Here is a 17,925-nt window from a genome sequence, read left to right on the forward strand (position 1 = left end):
ATCGGCGCAACAAGGTGACATTCCGTGAGCCTATGGATCCACAAGCGGCTTAATTTATGTCAAGCTGAATAGGTTTTTTACATCGACAATGAGCTCCCCTATGGCCATGACTCTGCTTCAGCAAGCCGCTCAATACCTGAAAAAAGCCTTACCCCTGATGTTGAAATATCGGATACCGACAACGCCGGTCAACTATGCGCTCTGGTATGCCTATGTCAGCGAGCGCAACCCGGTACTCAATGCCGGCCTGGATCAAGCAATCAGCCAGTTCAACACCTGCCCCCCCTCCACGGCAGAACTTCTGTACCGCCACCATCTGGCTCCGGAAGAGGAACTGGATGTCAGAGATATGCGCCAGAGTATGGAGGCGATAGCGACCGAGCTGTCTCAGTCACTCAAGGATACCAGCTGTGATGCCGACAGTTTTCGCGCCAAAATAGAGCGTAACTTTGGCCGTATCAGCCGCTTGGATCAGGACGCCATGGATCTTGAGCAGGTGATGGGCATGGTCCGAGCCCTGGTGAAAGACTCGGATGATATTCGCAACAGCACGGATTATTTGAGCTCGCAACTGAGCAAAGCCCAACAAGAGATAGACAATCTGCGACTACAGCTGCAAAACACCGAAAAAGACATATTGTTTGATGCCCTCACCGGCTGCCTTAATCGCCGTGCCTTCGATGCCGACTTCGAGAGCTTGTTGAGTCAGTCACCCAAGGGCTGCTGCCTTATTCTGGTGGATGTGGATCACTTCAAGCGTTTCAACGATGAATATGGGCATCTTTTGGGGGACCAGGTGCTCAAGGCGGTGGCCAAGCGTCTGCAGGATAGTTGCCGTGACGGCACCAAGTTGTATCGTTTCGGTGGTGAAGAGTTCGCTATTCTGGTGCCGACCAGTCAGCTGAGAGTGGCCCGCCAACTGGCCGAAGCCATGAGGCGGGCACTGGAGAAAGTCAGCGTCAGAGACAGGCGCAAGAGCCAGCTCATCAGCAATATCAGCGCCTCCTTCGGGGTTGCCGAATGGCAGCAAATGGATACCCGTCAATCCCTTACCGAACGCGCCGACACCTTGCTCTATGAAGCCAAGCGTTTGGGCCGCAATCGGGTGATGCCGATATCAGGCTGAAACCGCCAGCGTCTGCAAGGCTTCTGCCTGCACCACGAATCTGAGCTCGGCGCCGCCGCTCAGGCTGTCGAAGGGATAACAGGTAATCAGCGTCAATAGCCGCTCATCACTGCCCATCAACCAACGTGTCTCAGATTCATGCACTACTGCGGTAGCCCGTATTCGATAAAAATGGATCTGACCATCCATGCCCTGCAAGCGGATCTCCTGCCCGGCCCTGGCCCCGGCCAGAATCGCGAAATGGGTATCCCTGTGACCGGCAATCACTGTATTACCTGTCTCTCCGGCGCCGGCTCCCGAGAGCATCTGCGCCGGTCCAAAGGCCAGGTTACGGCCACTGGCCCCGGCCAGCACATAGAGTGGCTCATGCTTGCCTATCCACAATTTGGCCGTAGGGTGAGTATCGGCCCAGGACCAGGGTTTGTGTGCCTGGCCATCAGTCAGACTCTTGGCCCAGGCCTTTTCAATCAAAAACTGGGCGAACATGGCTTTGGCTTGCATATATCCTCCTTTAAACAGCATGGCCGAACCCGCCACGACCAGAACAACTATCACTATTGAGCCGATATCGCCAAAGCGCCCCCTATTGACCGAGGACATAGTGCCTGCTGTCAGGGCCTGGGGTGCCTGGCTCATTGCCCCGCCTCCTCACAAGCACGGCGGCCAAAGGCCCTGGGGAAAGCCGCCAGCATCAACGCCGCCAGCAAACTTGCCAACCCCAGCAGCAACATCAGCCGGCTGTCGGTGGCAGTTTGCGGCAACTGCCCCTGCCAGCCCTTGGGCGCATGACTGGCCACTTGCCCTTCCCGGGTCGCCGCGGCGTCCGGATTGACCGGGGTGACATCCACTGCCACCAGGCTGGTGTACGGACTGACCAAGTGGTACTTAAGCGACAGCGCTGTGACCTGGCGTTCAATGCGTTCACTGTTGGCAGCATCTTTGGCCAGCTCCAGCGCGGCTATCTGTTTTCCGGCCCAGATGAGATCCAGCCCTTTGGGCTCAGCCTTGGCATTGAGCGCCAGCTCCTGCTGCCAGAATTGGCCATCGATAAAACCGGATACGATAACTGCCTTGTGGGCATTGCTACGCTGTTTGATGCTCACCAATACCGGCTCACCTTGATAGAGATCCGGAATTTGTGCCGGCCAGTAATCCGGCACTGTGCCGTCAGGGTAGCGCAGCGACACATCTGTGATCCTGGGAGCGGAGATTTTTTCCAGCAAGGCAACCACCTTTTGCTCCACCTCCTGCATCTTGCCAATATAGGTAAAGCTGCCACGCCCCAGCTCGGCGGCACGCTGCATAAAGTGGGAGTTGGGCGCACTGCCTATGCCTACGGTAAACAGTCGGTTGTCGCCGAGCCTGTCTTTAATCAGTTCAAACAGCGCCTGTTCATTGCCTACGGCGCCATCTGTCATGAAAATCACTTGCCTGAGCGCCTTAATCTCACCTTGCGTGCCGACTTTATTTTGAGCGGCAAAATCATTGTTCAATGCCAGCTCCAGCGCCTTGGCCATCTCGGTACCACCGTTGGCTTCCAGGGCGCGAATAAACTGCTGCGCCCGACCTATATTGTGGGCCGTCGCCGGCAAAGAGTTGGCTGCCATGGTTTGCACTGCAGAGTTGAATTCAACGACATTAAAACTGTCCTCCGGTTTGAGACTGCTCAATGCATACAGCAGTGCCTGTTTGGCCTGAACTATTGCATCTCCCCCCATGGAGCCGGAAGTATCTATCACCAGAATAAGCTCCCTGGGCAAGGGCTTGGCCACCTCTTTGCTCTGTGGAGGCATCAACATCAATAGACTGTATTCATCCCTGGCAGCTTGGCCTTCGGCCTGCGCTAAAGAAGGTGCTGGGGTATGGGTCTGGCCTTGCTGGCTGAACAGCGCCGCTGCGGGCTTGGCGCCCGGATCCGCTTGCCATTGCAACACAAAGTCGCTGTCGGCCTTGGTATTGTCTTGTTGCAGCTGCACCCGGATACGGCCATCACTCAGGGTTTGTTGGGAAATAGCATGATAAGGGGACTCCAGCGACAGCAAGGGAAAACCAGCATCCAGGATAATATCCAAACTGAGGCGATTATCCTGGCCACTGCTTGACGTATGGGGCCCTATAGACTCAGAGCTTTCGCTATCAGCGCCGGTGAACATCTTTTCAAGGCCCGCGGCTTCAATCACAGGGCTCAGCAACCGCGCCGCCTCTTCCACGCCCTTGAAGCTTTGCAGCATGCTTTGAGGCAGATAACGGGGCGTGTGGGTCATGGGAAAGCGCAGGCTGAACTGACCATCGCGGTAATCCAATGCCTGCTGGTAGCTGAAGCTGACTTTAAGAGTTTCCCCCGGAGCCAGATTGGCCACCTGAGTGGTGAACAGGTTGGGCCGCTCCTGACTCAATAGACTGGCGCGCTTTCCCTGAGCCTTGGCCTGCTCAAAAGTGCGCTTGGCCTCTTCCTTTGGTTGAATGACCCCCTCGATGATCCGCTCACCTATTCTCAACTGCATGCTGTCCACTGCCGCCTCATTGGGCAGCGGGAACAGGTAACGGCCGTGTATCCACTCCTGGGTATCATTGGTGAATGACTGGGTGACGCTGACTCTGTTACTCCAGCCACTGATGCTCATACTGACTTCGGTTGCCAGTGCCGGGGCCTGAGTGTCGCCAAAAGCAAGCACCCCGGCCCCGGGCCACTGCGGATTATCAATCAGTTGAACTGTACCTTCCTGAGCCTGGGTACTTGCAGGCTCTTCGGCAAATTGGGGGCTATTCTCGGCCCAAGCTTCAACCGAGCTAACCAGGTTGAACACCAGCAGGGCCAACAGGGCAAAGCCTGAAAATTGCAGGGCGTTGACGGCCCTGCGTAAATAAGTATCCGAATCGCTGTGACTGGCGGCGGGCATGCTCTGAAACTGCTCGTTTTCCTGCCGAGGGATATCCATATTCATTTCGTCGCTCCCTCTCAATTAGCGCTTTGTTGATTGGCTGCCAGGGCAGCGCCCTGAGTCTGTAATTTCAGCGTGACCCGACGGTCAAAGAAATCGCTCTCGCGGCTCTGTTTGGCACTGAGGGGAGAGCTGGCACCAAAAGCCTGGGTTTGCAAGCGCTCTTGGGCAACGCCTTGACTAACCAAATAACTTTTCACCGCCTCGACCCGCTGCTCGGAAAGCGCCTGATTGTAATCAGAATTACCGCGGCGATCGGCATAACCCGTCAGATCCAACATCAGCTCAGGCGACAGGCTCATGGCAAAAGCCAAATCGTCCAGCTGGCGGGCAAAGTGGGGTTCGATTTCGGCGGTGCCGGTACGAAACTGCACATTCATACCCACGATTAACTCTTCAAGCTGAGCAGCCCGGTCGCGGGAAAGCGCATTGAGGCGGCTCTGGGCATCGGCGTATTGCAACGATAACTCCTTCAGCGCTCGCTGCTTCTCACTGAGACTCGCCAGTTGTTCGGTTTGCTCGGCCAACTGTTGCTGCTGACTCTTGAGCTGCTCGTCATCGCCCACTGACTTACCCACTATGCCGCCGGTGAAGGCACCGATAACGGCCCCCACAGGTCCCCCAACCACGGCGCCCAGCAGTGCGCCTGTGCCAAAGCCGACCAATTCTTCGTTGTGATCTCTCTCCTGAGTCGGTAAGTTTGGCTGGCTGTCGGCGTGCGCCAGAGAAGAAGTCAGCAACAGTGATGCCATGATCAGGGAGGCTATGGGGGTCGTTTTCATCATCTCGATTCCTTTTGTCTTGTAGAACTTGCTGCCAAGTTGGCAGCGTTCCTCGTCGTTGAGATGATTAAACCCCATTGAAATGGCAAGTCTGGGGAGCAAAAATGGCACTTTGGCTATCAATTGTGGCAACAAAATGGCAATCGGAAGCAACCGCTTTTTTCACGGCTAAAATCCTGTATAGTCACGGCTATTCACGGCTCGGCAGGAACAAGAGGCAGATGAAACGCATTGCCATAGTGGAAGATGAAGCTGCAATAAGAGAAAACTACAAAGATGTGCTGCAATCACAGGGTTACTCTGTGCAAACTTACGCCAACCGCCCCGAGGCCATGCAGGCCTTCAACACCCGCTTACCGGATCTGGCCATTATTGACATAGGTCTGGAGCATGAAATCGATGGTGGCTTTACCTTGTGCCAGTCGCTGCGGGCGATGTCGGGCACCCTGCCGATTATTTTTCTCACCGCCAGAGACAGCGACTTCGATACGGTTTGTGGCCTGCGTCTGGGTGCCGATGACTACCTGAGCAAAGATGTCAGTTTTCCCCATTTACTGGCGCGGTTGGCGGCGCTGTTTCGCCGCTGCGAACTCGCCGGCAGCAGTGCTCCGGCCGACACCCTGATGGAGCGCGGCGCCCTCACCATAGATGCCAACCGAATTCAGGTATATTGGCAACAGCAGCCGATTGAATTGACAGTGACCGAATTCTGGATGGTGTACGCCCTGGCCAAACATCCCGGCCATGTGCGCAGCCGCACCGAATTGATGCAGGAAGCCAAGATTTATGTCGATGACAGCACCATTACTTCCCATGTAAAACGGATCCGGCGTAAGTTTATCGCTGCCGATCCGGCCTTTGACTGCATAGATACCGTCTACGGCATGGGTTATCGCTGGGATCCCGAATCTTGAAATTGCCCTCCTATCACCCGCCAATAGGCCTCAGAACCAAGACCCTGGTACTGTCGCTGTTTTTGCTGTGCCTGCCCTGGCTTGGTTATCAGTATGTGTGGGAGATGGAGAAATATCTGCGGCACGGCCAGGAGAAAACCCTGGAAGGAACCACTCAGGCCCTGGCTACGGCGCTGCATGAAAGACCCAGGCTGTTCGACAGCCAGGCCAGTTTCCTCAATCAAGTGGAAAAGGGCCGCGATCTCTACGCCTACCCGCTCAACGGCCCCATTCAGCTGGATGGCCGCCTCAATGATTGGGAAGCTTACCGCCATCGCGCCATGACCTATGGCGAAGAACACACCCTGATGCGCTTGAGTGACAGCCAGTCAACGCTGAGCTTTACCCATATGGTCGGTAAATATGGCGGCTACCTTTACGGCTTTTTCGAGGTAACGGATCCAAAGGTGATTTACCGCGGCCGCAACAGCCTGAGTGTGGATCGCAACGACTATCTGGCCATCGCCACCCTGGCCCCGGATGACCGTTTTCGCCGTTATACCATAGCCAACAAGCGCGATGGCTGGCTCAGCGCCTTCGAGTTGCCTGAAAATCCGGCGTTCAGCGCCCCGGTGACACCAGAGGTCCGCATTCAGGGCCAGTGGTTGAAAACCGATAAGGGTTACAATATTGAGCTCAGAATGCCGCTGGAGATGGTGGGCAGTAAACTCAGTTTTGCCATTCATGATGTCAACGACAAGAAGGGCCGCAGGCTGGAAGCCATAGTCGGTACCTCGGCCACAGACCGCGCCGACAAGCTGGGGACGGTTCTTGTACCATCACCGGAAATTGAAAGTATTATCAAAGGTATGGGGCATAACAGCTCGCGGATCTGGGTGGTGGATGTCCATGGCCGGGTGCTGGCCAAGTCGGGCGATATTCGCGCCGATTCCAGTGTCTGGACCCGCTCGGTCGAGGAGGAGCGGCAACCGGAAAGCTTCTTCGGCAAACTGGAACACGACTATCTACACCCCATCTACTACACAGTGCTGACCAAGCCGCCTATGGATTTTATCGACTCACTGCAGGATTCGACCGAACTCGGCGGCAGCCATATTCGCCGGGCGCTGAATGGCCAGATGGCCTCCACCTGGCGCCTGACACCGGATAACAAGGCGGTGGTGTTGGCAGCGGCCAGCCCCATCTGGATTGACGATAAGGTGATGGGCGCCGTGGTTGCCGAGGAAACCACCCATGGTATCCGTACCCTGCGTAACCGGGCACTGGAGAAGTTGTTCAATGTGATCCTGACCGTGATGGCCATGGGTACCCTGGCACTGTTTGTGTTTGCCTCCGGGATCTCCAGCCGCATTCGCAAACTCAGGGATCAGGCCGAGCGCGCCATCGACAGCCAGGGGCGGGTTCGCGACACCATTCCACCTTCAAAAGTGCGCGATGAAATTGGCGATCTGTCGCGCAGTTTTGCCAATATCGTCAGCCGGCTGGGTCAATATACCCACTATCTGGAAAACATGTCCTCGCGGCTATCCCACGAATTGAGAACCCCGGTGGCCGTGGTGCGCAGCTCATTGGAGCACTTGAGTCTGCAGCAACTGGACAAGGACACGGCCAAGTATGTCGACCGCGCCCAGGAAGGGGTCAACCGCTTGTGGCTGATCCTCGCCAACATGAGCGAAGCCACCCGGCTCGAGGAGTCCCTGTCCCAGGCCGAGATAGATGAATTCCCGCTGACCAAGGTTGTGGCAGGCTGCGTCGCCGGGTATCAGATGACTTACAAGGAACAAGGTTTCGTGCTGGTGTTGCCGGATGAACCTTTGACCATGCGCGGCGTGCCTGAATATATCGCCCAGCTGATGGATAAGCTGGTCAGCAACGCCATTGAGTTCAGCAAAGCCGATACCGATATCCGCATCAGCCTCAAGGTGCAGGGCAAACAGGCCCTGCTCAGGGTGGAAAACCAAGGGCCACTGTTGCCGGAAAACATGACCGAGCAGATCTTCGAGTCCATGGTCTCAGTGCGGCCACAAACGATGCAGTCCAAACCTCATCTGGGACTGGGACTTTATATCGCCAGGCTTATCACCGCCTTCCATGGCGGCCATATCAGTGCCAGCAACCTGAGCGACGGCTCAGGTGTCGAAATTCGGGTCAGCCTGCCGCTGCTTTAAGCCGCAGGCAACTTGAACAAGTCTCAAGCCCGCCGCACTGGCAATGATAAGATTCAATGTTAATATGCCTCAAAGGGGCGCTCGCCCCGCCATCACAGACAAGAGTTGCATCCATGAAGAAAGCCACCAAGCTGGTCTCACTCGGCCGGGACAAAAAGTGGAGCAAGGGAGTGATCAATCCTCCCGTGTTTCGAGCATCAACCGTTGTATTTGACAGCATGGAACAGATGCGCCACGCCACGGCCAATCGTGCCAAAGGGGAGATGTTCTATGGCCGCCGCGGCACCCCGACTCACTTTGCCTTTCAGGCTGCTATTGCCGAACTCGAAGGTGGTGTTGGCACAGCACTCTACCCTTCAGGCTCTGCGGCCATCAGTGGCGCCCTGCTGTCTTTTCTGAAGGCCGGTGATCACTTGCTGATGGTAGACAGTGTCTACGAGCCTACCCGGGATCTGTGCGACAAGCTGCTCAAGGGGCTGGGGATTGAAACCAGTTACTATGACCCCTTGATTGGCGCCGGTATCCGCGAGCTTATCCGCCCCAATACCAAAGTGCTGTTTCTGGAGTCTCCCGGCTCCATCACCATGGAAGTCCAGGATGTGCCGACCCTGTGCCGTATCGCCCATGAGCATCAATTGGTCACCATGCTGGACAACACCTGGGCCTCCCCCATCAATTGTCGCCCGTTTGAGATGGGCGTCGATATCTCGATTCAGGCCGCCACCAAGTACATAGTGGGTCACTCGGATGTGATGCTGGGTACGGCGACCGCCAATGAAGCGCACTGGGATACCCTGAGGGAGAACAGCTATCTCATGGGCCAGTGCACCTCTGCAGACGATATCTTTCTGGCGGCAAGGGGGCTGAGAACCCTGGGGGTGAGAATGGCGCAACATGAAAAAAATGCCCTCAAAGTGGCCAATTTCCTGGCCCAGCGCCCGGAAGTGGATCACCTGCGCCACCCGGCGTTTGCCAGTTGCCCGGGTCACGAGTTTTTCCAGCGTGACTTCAGCGCCGCCAACGGCTTATTTTCCTTCGTGCTCAAAGAGGGTAACCGCCAGGCGATGACCGCCTTCGTCGAAGGGATGGAGCACTTCAAGATGGGATTTTCATGGGGTGGCTTCGAGAGCCTTATTCTGGCGATATCCGGCATAGAGAAATTGCGCACGGCAACCCAATGGGACAGCAGCAAGCCCCTGGTGAGACTGCATATAGGTTTGGAAGATCCAGACGACTTGATTGCCGACCTCGAACGAGCCTTCGAGCGTTATCACGCCGCGATGCAGGCTTGAAGCAAAAAGCCCGCTTGAATGCGCAACGTAGTTCACTTAAGCGGAGCTGCCTTGTGATTAACAGGGTATCGGGTCTTTGATATTTTTACCGCCCTAGGCCGATTTGGCTTAGGGCGTTTGTCTATAAAGAGGATGGACAAGTCTCCTCGTAGACTGTTTAGACGCTTCGGCGTATTACCTGGTGACACCGCTTTGCTCATGACTTTGAGCTGACTTGCGATGAACTGACAAGCGTACTTAAAGCTGATTTCATTGGGCATTCGACCATGCTCTACTGCCGCTTGGCTCGCTTCTCGTCTCACCAAGTTATAACCAAGCAGCAGCCCCCATAACTCTTGATAGACAAGTTCGACTGTCTTACTCCTCAGCACTAACGCATTGTGTTGCATCGAACTTTTTATGTCTCGATACCCTAATTCAATTTCCCATCGCTCGTGGTAAAGCGCCGCGACTGCTCCCGCATCGTACTGCTCTCTGGGAAGAGACGTAAATACGGTTTTTGGCTTACCTTGTACATGATAAGTCACGGCTCTCACTTGCCATGTTTCAGGTAGGTTAGGATTTTTCTTGCGTGCTTGTGGAGAGACTTTCATTTCGACTCGCATGTCGTCACTCTCTTCATCGTCCAGAAGGGTGTATTTCACCCCTTTCTTCGCAGGTAACAACCAATGTCTGTTAGCACCACTATTTTGGAGAGAAAGAAGTAAGCCTGCTCCATAAAAACCCTTATCCAATAAAGTCACAGAGTTATCCGGTAAGGAGTCAATAAAGGGCATAGCAAGAGGAATTTCGCCTCGACGATAAGGGCTTATAGCGGCATCGAAAATGACATGAGAGCGAACATTCATCATGGTCACCACCCTTAATACTGGATGAGGCGTCTGTCTGTCGCTGGATGTATTACCCGACCCAAAATGGTCTCTTAACTCCGGTGTGTCAACGGTTCGAAAAAGCGCGCCATCCACAGCAAAGACTTGCAAACCTTGCCATGTATCCTCAGGGTAACGCTCTAACCCCCACCTATGGCTGCATTGCCTAAACAACCATTCTGGGGCTGCTTTGCCGAGGCGTTGCCTTGCTTGCGTTAAAGCACTTTTTGCTAACAGCTCCTCATTAGCCAACCCCTCGGCACAGACATTCATTCGCCGTGCGACTTCGGCAATCGGTTCGTTGCGGAAAAACGCCATTCCAACAATAAGCCAAAGAACCATATCACTCGGTAAGCGACGTCGACGAATCGTCGCTTTATCGGAAAGTGTTACCGCTTTAGCAATCCACTCGTCAGGAATATGCTCGGAGAAGGTGGTTAGCTGAGCGACATCAACAGGACTCTCTTCAAGAAAGTCGGCAAAGCAGTTTTGAATAGACATAAAAAATCGGAAACCTACAAACAGGTTTCCGATTGTCTCTCATCAGAAGGATCGGTCAACCGATCCTTATCTGATCTACATTGCGCTTGAATGCGGGCTTTCCAAATATTTATTCACCTGGCTGTCAGTCAAAGTCCAGCTCATCTGCCGACACTCCCACTCCCAGTTCACGGGACAGGGCCATCTGCTCTCGAATATCCTCTATTCGCCTGCGAGCGGCGCTTATCCGCATATCTTTTTTACTGACCCGGTTATTGGATGTCAGAGTTCCCTCTTGGGCCGCTTCGCTCTTGCCTCTACTCAAAGATTGATTAAATGACATGGTCTTCCCTTAACCTCACGCCGGTTCTTTACCGCCTCCTCAAGAGCACTTCCCGCACACTTGGAGCAGAGCCGGTAATCCGGAATTTAAACGATACATCCGGTGTTAAATATACCGGAGCCCCTCACATCATGCCTTATTAAAGAGCCTGTTCCTATCGGAAAGTTCCCATATTTTAATTCCGTTAAGCAAAAACTCAGGCGTATAGAAAATAAACAAAATGCAAACTCTCAATTAATTAACGCACGACACACCTTACTAAAGGCATAGAAACATTTGCTTACTATTATCATTGATGCAAATTTGTTTAAATTGAAACATATATTCAACAAAATATTTTATAGATCAATAACATTTAAAATAACTAATTGATTTTAATCAATTAACCATTCACCCTCACCTTGTTCCGTAAGTGTTAAAAATAAATTAATCTTAAATTAATAAATATAGCAGAGTGTTGCCAAATTTAGGTTTAAATTGAATTATATCTTTGTCAATGAAACATTTGACAAACAAAATAAAAACATAGCCAAGCATGGCAGTTTACAATAATAATCAAGGAGAGAGATATGACATCCATATCTACAACAGCCAAAGCCGTTCGCTTCGGCCTTATGGCTGCTGCAACCAGTATCGCTTGTACAGGTTTCAGTTATGCTGAAGATAAACCTGAAACATTTGAGCGTATTGAAGTCACAGGTTCAAAAATCAAGCGTATCGGAGAGATAGCACCAACACCGGTCACAGTGATCACAGGCGATGGCCTTATTGAAGCAGGTGTTACCAACGTAGCAGATCTGCTGCACAAGATGCCTAATACCCTGGTTGGTCTGTCACCGGAAACCACCAACAACACTGTTTTTGCCAGTGGTCTGAATAACACTGACCTGAGAGGACTGGGTTCCAACCGCACTCTGGTGCTGGTTAACGGCCGCCGCTTTGTAGCCGGTTCGCCAGGCTCAGGCGCCGTGGATTTAAACAACATCCCTACCGCCATGGTTGAGCGCATCGAAATCACTACAGGTGGCGCGTCTGCTGTTTATGGCTCTGACGCCATTGCCGGGGTGGTCAACATAGTGACCAAAACCAGTTTTGATGGCTTGGCTATCGATGCTTCTACCACCCGCCCCACCGAAGATGGGGGTGAAGAAGAATATGCCTCGCTGACTTTTGGCTCTGACTTGGGTAAAGCCAACTTTGTGACCAACATCAGTTGGTCACGTCAGGGGCAGATTTCATACATGGACAGAGAATTCCTGCGTGAAGCGCCGATTGTGGTGCGAAATCCCAATGCCAATGGCCCGAATGATCCGCAAGCAATAATGTGGGGCCATGGTCAACAGGTACTGGCTTCATACAGCAAGACAGGCACTTTTGAATCCAATGGCACCCGCTATACCTTCAGCGATGACGGTCAAATTCGGCCAATGGATCTGGGTCAGCCACTGCCGCCGCTAACCAGCGGCCGGGTGGACTATCTCGGTGGTGAAGGCTACAACTTTGCCGAGAACTCTTTCATCAAGACGCCACTGGACAGGATCAATTTCTTTACTGTGATGAACTATGACATCAATGATGATCATAAATTTACCATGGAGGCCAGCTACACCAAGTCCGAAGCCTATGGTGAAAGCTCTCCTGCCTTCCTCAGTTTCAAGCTCTATGATGATAACGCCCTACTCTCTCCTGAAGCGGCGGCTTTGGTGACGGCCGGTGAAGAAAAACCAGGTGAAGGGGTAAACTTAGGCTATCTGGCATCTGATTTCGGCAACCGTAAATACAGTCAGGACAGAACTACAGCAAGATTGGCACTAGGTGTTGACGGTGCACTGTCCGATACCTGGTCCTATGATGTTTACGCCACTGTAGGCCATGTTCAAGCCGACACCGAATGGTACGGTGAAATATTCGAGCAGCGCTTCTATGACTCTGTCGATGTGATCAAAGATGCCGACGGTAATCTGGTATGTCGTGACGAATACGCCAGAGCCAATGGCTGTAAGCCACTGAACGTATTTGGCCGCGGCCAATATGATGAAGCTGCCTATAACTGGGTCAGCACAGATGCGATTCGTCGCTCATCAATCGATCAATACGTTGCCGGCGCCTCTGTCAGCGGCGATCTATTTGAACTGCCTGCCGGCTTTATCGCTGCTGCATTCAGCGTTGAATATCGTAAGGAAACGGCTGAAACTCTGCCGGATCCGGCAATGCGCGACGGTTTATTATTTGGAAACCAGTCTCAACCACTTTATGGTGAGTTCGATGTGACCGAGGCATCAGCCGAATTGTCCGTCCCGCTGCTGCAAGATGTGATCTTGGTTCAGGATCTGACACTGGAAACCGCGTTCCGTTATATGGACTACTCCTCCTCCGGCTCTGATACTGCCTGGAAAGTCGGCATCAACTGGGCGCTGAATGACGATCTGCGCATCCGGGCCAACCGCTCCAAATCTGTACGGGCACCTAACATTGCCGAACTGTACAACCCATCCAGCCAAACCTTCCGCACCATCAACGATTATTGTGCTACCAGCTTCAGGAACAGGATCAACCCGGACTATCTGGACAATGTGTTGGCCAACTGTGCCGCTCAAGGGATCCCGACTGACTTTGAACCTTCCCAGGACTGGTACGGTTCAACTCGTCCAGGCTTTATTGTAGGTAATCCGGACCTGCAGAACGAAGTTGCAGATGACATCACTCTGGGCTTTGTATACACCCCATCTTACCTGGAAAACTTCAGCCTGACAGTGGATTACTGGAAGTTTGACATGGAGAACGTGATCAACAGCTTCAGCGGTGCCGAAGTAGTTAAGTACTGCTATCAGTCAAGCAGCACAGATAACGACTTCTGTCCTTTGCTGGAACGTGATCCCGATACCCATGAGATAGTGAACTACTACGAGAAACCTGTTAACTCGGCATCCAGTGTTACTTCAGGTTTCGATATTGAAGCCAACTATCGCCTTGAAACCGGTTTCGGTGACTGGGGCTTCCGCCTATTCAGTACTTATCTGGAAGAGCGTTCATTCAACCCGACCGGATTCGCCGATGATGAAGTTAAATCGGCAGGTGAGCAGTCCCGTCCACGCTGGCGTCATCGATTGACCACAGACTACACCTACAATGACTTCTCGGCCGTGTTGACAGCCAACTATCGCAGCGACACAGTGCGGGATAACGAATGGTCACCCAATCAAAACAACTATAACGACATCCCGTCTTATACCACTTTTGATTTGACCAGCCGTTACAACATCACAGATGCCTTGCAGGTTCGCGCCGGGATACTCAACATGTTTGACCGCACCCCACCTCGCCAGCCAGGCGTGTATAACCAAGGTGCTTACTACGACATGCTGGGTCAACGATTCACTGTGGGGGTAAACTACAAGTTCTAATTCTCTTGCTACCGAAAAGCCACTTGCATAACAGCAAGTGGCTTTAAGTAATCGGCACTTCCCTAATTAACTAAAACCCTATTAGATAAATATGGATTGGATATCAGGGTTTCCTCTTGAGCCACTTCGCTTTTGTCTATATGCAAAGTTTGATTAATGCCGGTTATTCCTGTTTACACAAGAGCGCTTTCTATCAAATTGAATCAAAATCGGTACCCTAAAGTTAACAATGAAACATCCGGTAAACCCTCTCCAATATCACATCCTATTAAAGAGCCCTATCCTACCAAGAAATTCTCTCATTTCTTCTCAAGCTATAAAAACAATGTTAAAACCATCAACAAAAATAACGAACAACACACTGTAAAATAAGTAAAAATATTTTCTTACAATTTAGCCAAGCAATAAAAACCATCAATAACACAACGAAATCATAACGCATGAAAAACCATTTAATAAAAATACAAACAAAACTTAAGTAGTTGCGAATTTTCTAATCCAAACACATATGTTGCCATTTAGTTAAAACCAAAAACCTTTAAAACCAACGAAGATTAACCCATTGCTAACATACGTATTAACTTGAATCATTAGTTGGTCATTTCCACATCTGACAAACAAGAAGAAATATGAAAGCTATAATTTCTCAAGGAGATAGTCATGACCTCTGTATCTACAACCGCAAAAGCAATTCGCTTCTGTCTTTTGGCTACTGCCGGCTGTGCTGTTTATTCTGGAACCAGCTACGCTAAAGATAAAGATGAAACCATAGAACGTATCGAAGTCACAGGTTCAAAAATTAAACGCATAGGAGAGTTGGCCCCAACCCCTGTTACCGTAATCACTGGCGATGGTCTTATTGATGCCGGTGTTACCAACGTCGCAGATCTATTGCATAAGATGCCTAATACCCTGGTTGGTCTGTCTCCGGAAACCACCAACAACACTGTTTTCGCCAGCGGTTTGAATAACACCGACCTGAGAGGATTGGGTTCCAATCGAACTCTGATATTAGTGAATGGCCGACGCTTTGTGGCCGGCTCACCAGGCTCAGGTGCCGTCGATTTGAATAATATCCCCACAGCCATGGTTGAGCGCATCGAAATCACCACTGGCGGCGCATCGGCAGTATATGGTTCTGATGCCATTGCCGGTGTAGTTAACATAGTGACCAAGACCAGTTTTGATGGGTTGGCGCTGGATGCCTCTACCACCAGGCCAACACAATCTGGAGGTGAAGAGGAATACGCCTCACTGACCTTCGGCTCCGATATTGGCAAAGCCAATTTCGTGACCAACTTAAGTTGGTCACGTCAGGGGCAGATTGCACATATGGACAGGGACTTTTTGCGCGAAGCGCCGATTGTGGTGCGAAATCCCAATGCCAGCGGCCCGAATGACCCCCAAGCAATAATGTGGGGACATGGTCAACAGGTACTGGCCGCCTACACCAAGACCGGAGCGTTCACCACCCGAGCCGGAGAAAAGTACACTTTCAGTGATGACGGTAAAATTCGCCCAATGAAGCTGGGACAACCTCTGCCCAAACTCACCAATGGCCGAATAGATTATCTTGGAGGCGAAGGCTACAACTTTGCCGAAAACGCTTTTATCAAGACTCCGCTGGATAGGATTAACTTCTTTACTTTCATGAACTATGACATTAATGATGATCATAAATTTACCATGGAAGCCAGCTATGCCAAATCTGAAGCCTATGGTGAAAGCTCTCCGGCATTCCTCTCCATACCGCTTCATGTAGATAATGCTTTTCTTTCACCCGAAGCTGCAAATTTGGTCAGAGCTTCCGAAAGGCGGCCAGGTGACGGCGCCAGAGTTGGTTACTTGGCGTCCGACTTTGGTAACCGAAAATACAGTCAAGAAAGAACCACAGCCCGCTTAGCTTTGGGGCTTGAAGGCGCACTCTCCGACACCTGGTCTTACGATTTTTATGCCTCAGTAGGTCATGTCCAAGCCGATACCGAATGGTACGGTGAGATGTTCAAGCAGCGCTTTCAGGATGCTGTTGATGTTATCCGGGATAGAAGTGGTGCCTTGGTATGTCGTAGTGAACATGCCAGAGCCAATGGCTGTAAGCCGCTGAATGTGTTTGGTCGCGGCCTCTATGATAAAGCCGCTTACGATTGGGTCAGCACTGATGCGATTCGCCGCTCATCAATAGCCCAGTACACTACCGGCGCATCTGTCAACGGTGATCTGTTTGAGCTGCCTGCGGGTTTCATTGCTGCCGCCTTCAGTTTGGAGTATCGAAAAGAGACTGCCGACACCCTGCCGGATCCGGCAATGCGAGAAGGTCTTCTGTTTAACAACAGATCTCAACCTCTCTCCGGTGAATTTGATGTGACTGAAGCATCGGCTGAATTGTCCGTTCCATTGCTAAAAGATGTTATGTTAGTTCAGGATCTAACTCTTGAAACTGCATTTCGTTACATGGACTACTCCACCTCCGGCTCAGATAACGCCTGGAAAGTAGGGTTCAACTGGGCACTGAATGACGATTTGCGCATCCGGGCCAACCGCTCCAAGTCAGTGCGAGCCCCCAACATAGCCGAATTATTTAACCCAGCCAGCCAAACATTCAGAGGGATCAGTGACTATTGCGCGGCCAGTTATCGCAATAGAATTAACCCTACATATCTAAGTAATGTGCTGGCTAACTGTGCAGCCCAAGGGATCCCAACCACCTTTGAACCATCCCAGGAATGGTATGGTTCAACCCGTCCAGGCTTTATCGTCGGGAACCCTGAGTTAAAAAACGAAGTGGCGAATGATTTCACTCTGGGCTTTATATACACGCCTTCTTATCTGGAAAACTTCAGCTTGACTGTGGACTACTGGAAGTTCGATATGGAGAATGTGATCAATAATTTCAGCGGTGCCGCAGTCGTTAAGTACTGTTACCAATCCAGTTCAACCAATAATCAATTCTGCCCTTTACTCAGGCGAGATCCCACCACTCATGAAATCGTCAATTATTTCGAGAAACCCTTTAACTCGGCATCCAGTGTCACTTCGGGTGTTGATTTTGAGGTCAACTATCGTCTTGAAACCGGTTTCGGTGACTGGGGCTTCCGCCTATTCAGTACTTATCTGGAAGAGCGTTCATTCAACCCTACCGGATTTGCTGATGACAACGTTAAATCGGCAGGTGAGCAGGCTCGTCCACGCTGGCGTCACCGACTGACCACAGACTACACCTACAATGACTTCTCTGCCGTGCTGACCGCCAATCATCGCAGTAGCACAGTGTTGGATAACGAATGGTCACCCAATCAAAACAACTATAACGACATCCCGTCTTATACCACTTTTGATTTGACCAGCCGTTACAACATCACAGATGCCTTGCAGGTTCGCGCCGGGATACTCAACATGTTTGACCGCACCCCACCTCGCCAGCCAGGCGTGTATAACCAAGGTGCTTACTACGACATGCTGGGTCAACGATTCACTGTGGGGGTAAACTACAAGTTCTAATGCTATTGCTACTGAAAAAGCCACCTGTATCACAACAGGTGGCTTTCAAGAGTGACATACCACTGACGCTTGGCGATTAAGCGAGTATATGGTCCAAGCAGTTCTTC

Annotated in this window: 11 protein-coding genes; 6 read left to right on the forward strand and 5 right to left on the reverse strand. The window is 51.7% G+C overall.

Annotated elements, in window-relative coordinates; genetic code table 11:
- Positions 1–100: 100 nt before the first annotated feature.
- Complete coding sequence (locus WKR14_RS11800; protein WP_339086242.1) at positions 101–1,126, forward strand: diguanylate cyclase domain-containing protein; 1,026 nt, start codon at positions 101–103, stop codon at positions 1,124–1,126.
- Here the strand turns inward: WKR14_RS11800 and WKR14_RS11805 are convergent.
- Genes WKR14_RS11805 through pdsO form a run of 3 tightly spaced genes read right to left on the reverse strand, consistent with a single transcriptional unit; the run spans position 1,118 to position 4,850 of the window.
- On the reverse strand, positions 1,118–1,726 hold the full coding sequence (locus tag WKR14_RS11805) for a class GN sortase (RefSeq protein ID WP_286996698.1): 609 nt from the start codon (positions 1,724–1,726) through the stop codon (positions 1,118–1,120). The genes WKR14_RS11800 and WKR14_RS11805 overlap by 9 nt on opposite strands.
- A 32-nt stretch (positions 1,727–1,758) precedes the next feature.
- Positions 1,759–4,071: a marine proteobacterial sortase target protein gene (locus WKR14_RS11810; RefSeq protein WP_339086244.1), complete on the reverse strand. Its 2,313-nt coding sequence runs from the start codon at positions 4,069–4,071 to the stop codon at positions 1,759–1,761.
- Positions 4,072–4,085: 14 nt separating this feature from the next.
- The gene (gene pdsO, locus WKR14_RS11815) at positions 4,086–4,850 is read right to left on the reverse strand and encodes a sortase-associated OmpA-like protein PdsO (RefSeq protein ID WP_189577787.1); all 765 of its coding nucleotides are present in this window, start codon (positions 4,848–4,850) and stop codon (positions 4,086–4,088) included.
- A gap of 221 nt (positions 4,851–5,071) precedes the next feature.
- Here pdsO and pdsR point away from each other — a divergent pair, with 221 nt between their 5' ends.
- The 3 genes from pdsR (at position 5,072) to WKR14_RS11830 (ending at position 9,224) form a co-directional block, all read left to right on the forward strand.
- On the forward strand, positions 5,072–5,764 hold the full coding sequence (pdsR, locus tag WKR14_RS11820) for a proteobacterial dedicated sortase system response regulator (RefSeq protein WP_025009526.1): 693 nt from the start codon (positions 5,072–5,074) through the stop codon (positions 5,762–5,764).
- 2 nt (positions 5,765–5,766) lie between these two features.
- Complete coding sequence (gene pdsS / locus WKR14_RS11825) at positions 5,767–7,932, forward strand: proteobacterial dedicated sortase system histidine kinase (protein WP_224866613.1); 2,166 nt, start codon at positions 5,767–5,769, stop codon at positions 7,930–7,932.
- A gap of 113 nt (positions 7,933–8,045) precedes the next feature.
- Positions 8,046–9,224, forward strand: coding sequence for a cystathionine beta-lyase (locus tag WKR14_RS11830; protein WP_039033343.1), 1,179 nt, complete (start codon positions 8,046–8,048; stop codon positions 9,222–9,224).
- Between the two features lie 32 nt (positions 9,225–9,256).
- Here the strand turns inward: WKR14_RS11830 and WKR14_RS11835 are convergent, their stop codons facing one another.
- Positions 9,257–10,594, reverse strand: coding sequence for an IS4 family transposase (locus tag WKR14_RS11835; RefSeq protein WP_339086247.1), 1,338 nt, complete (start codon positions 10,592–10,594; stop codon positions 9,257–9,259).
- Positions 10,595–10,718: 124 nt separating this feature from the next.
- On the reverse strand, positions 10,719–10,916 hold the full coding sequence (locus WKR14_RS11840; RefSeq protein WP_165565177.1) for a PA3496 family putative envelope integrity protein: 198 nt from the start codon (positions 10,914–10,916) through the stop codon (positions 10,719–10,721).
- A 569-nt stretch (positions 10,917–11,485) separates the two neighbouring features.
- On the opposite strand from WKR14_RS11840, the gene WKR14_RS11845 reads away from it, so the two are divergent.
- Positions 11,486–14,320 carry a TonB-dependent receptor domain-containing protein gene (locus WKR14_RS11845; RefSeq protein ID WP_248990069.1) on the forward strand — a complete coding sequence of 945 codons (2,835 nt, stop codon included), beginning with the start codon at positions 11,486–11,488 and terminating at the stop codon, positions 14,318–14,320.
- Positions 14,321–14,980: 660 nt separating this feature from the next.
- Complete coding sequence (locus tag WKR14_RS11850) at positions 14,981–17,818, forward strand: TonB-dependent receptor domain-containing protein (protein WP_224868156.1); 2,838 nt, start codon at positions 14,981–14,983, stop codon at positions 17,816–17,818.
- Positions 17,819–17,925: the final 107 nt, after the last annotated feature.

The organism is Shewanella chilikensis (assembly GCF_037953065.1).
Classification (GTDB): Bacteria; Pseudomonadota; Gammaproteobacteria; order Enterobacterales; family Shewanellaceae; genus Shewanella; species Shewanella chilikensis.

What these genes read in the sequence shown, in the direction of transcription:
- WKR14_RS11800 (WP_339086242.1), top strand. Translation starts at nt 101, where the DNA reads ATGGCCATGACTCTGCTTCAGCAAGCCGCTCAATACCTGAAAAAAGCC.
- WKR14_RS11805 (WP_286996698.1), bottom strand. Translation starts at nt 1,726, where the DNA reads ATGTCCTCGGTCAATAGGGGGCGCTTTGGCGATATCGGCTCAATAGTG.
- WKR14_RS11810 (WP_339086244.1), bottom strand. Translation starts at nt 4,071, where the DNA reads ATGAATATGGATATCCCTCGGCAGGAAAACGAGCAGTTTCAGAGCATG.
- pdsO (WP_189577787.1), bottom strand. Translation starts at nt 4,850, where the DNA reads ATGAAAACGACCCCCATAGCCTCCCTGATCATGGCATCACTGTTGCTG.
- pdsR (WP_025009526.1), top strand. Translation starts at nt 5,072, where the DNA reads ATGAAACGCATTGCCATAGTGGAAGATGAAGCTGCAATAAGAGAAAAC.
- WKR14_RS11830 (WP_039033343.1), top strand. Translation starts at nt 8,046, where the DNA reads ATGAAGAAAGCCACCAAGCTGGTCTCACTCGGCCGGGACAAAAAGTGG.
- WKR14_RS11835 (WP_339086247.1), bottom strand. Translation starts at nt 10,594, where the DNA reads ATGTCTATTCAAAACTGCTTTGCCGACTTTCTTGAAGAGAGTCCTGTT.
- WKR14_RS11840 (WP_165565177.1), bottom strand. Translation starts at nt 10,916, where the DNA reads ATGTCATTTAATCAATCTTTGAGTAGAGGCAAGAGCGAAGCGGCCCAA.
- WKR14_RS11845 (WP_248990069.1), top strand. Translation starts at nt 11,486, where the DNA reads ATGACATCCATATCTACAACAGCCAAAGCCGTTCGCTTCGGCCTTATG.
- WKR14_RS11850 (WP_224868156.1), top strand. Translation starts at nt 14,981, where the DNA reads ATGACCTCTGTATCTACAACCGCAAAAGCAATTCGCTTCTGTCTTTTG.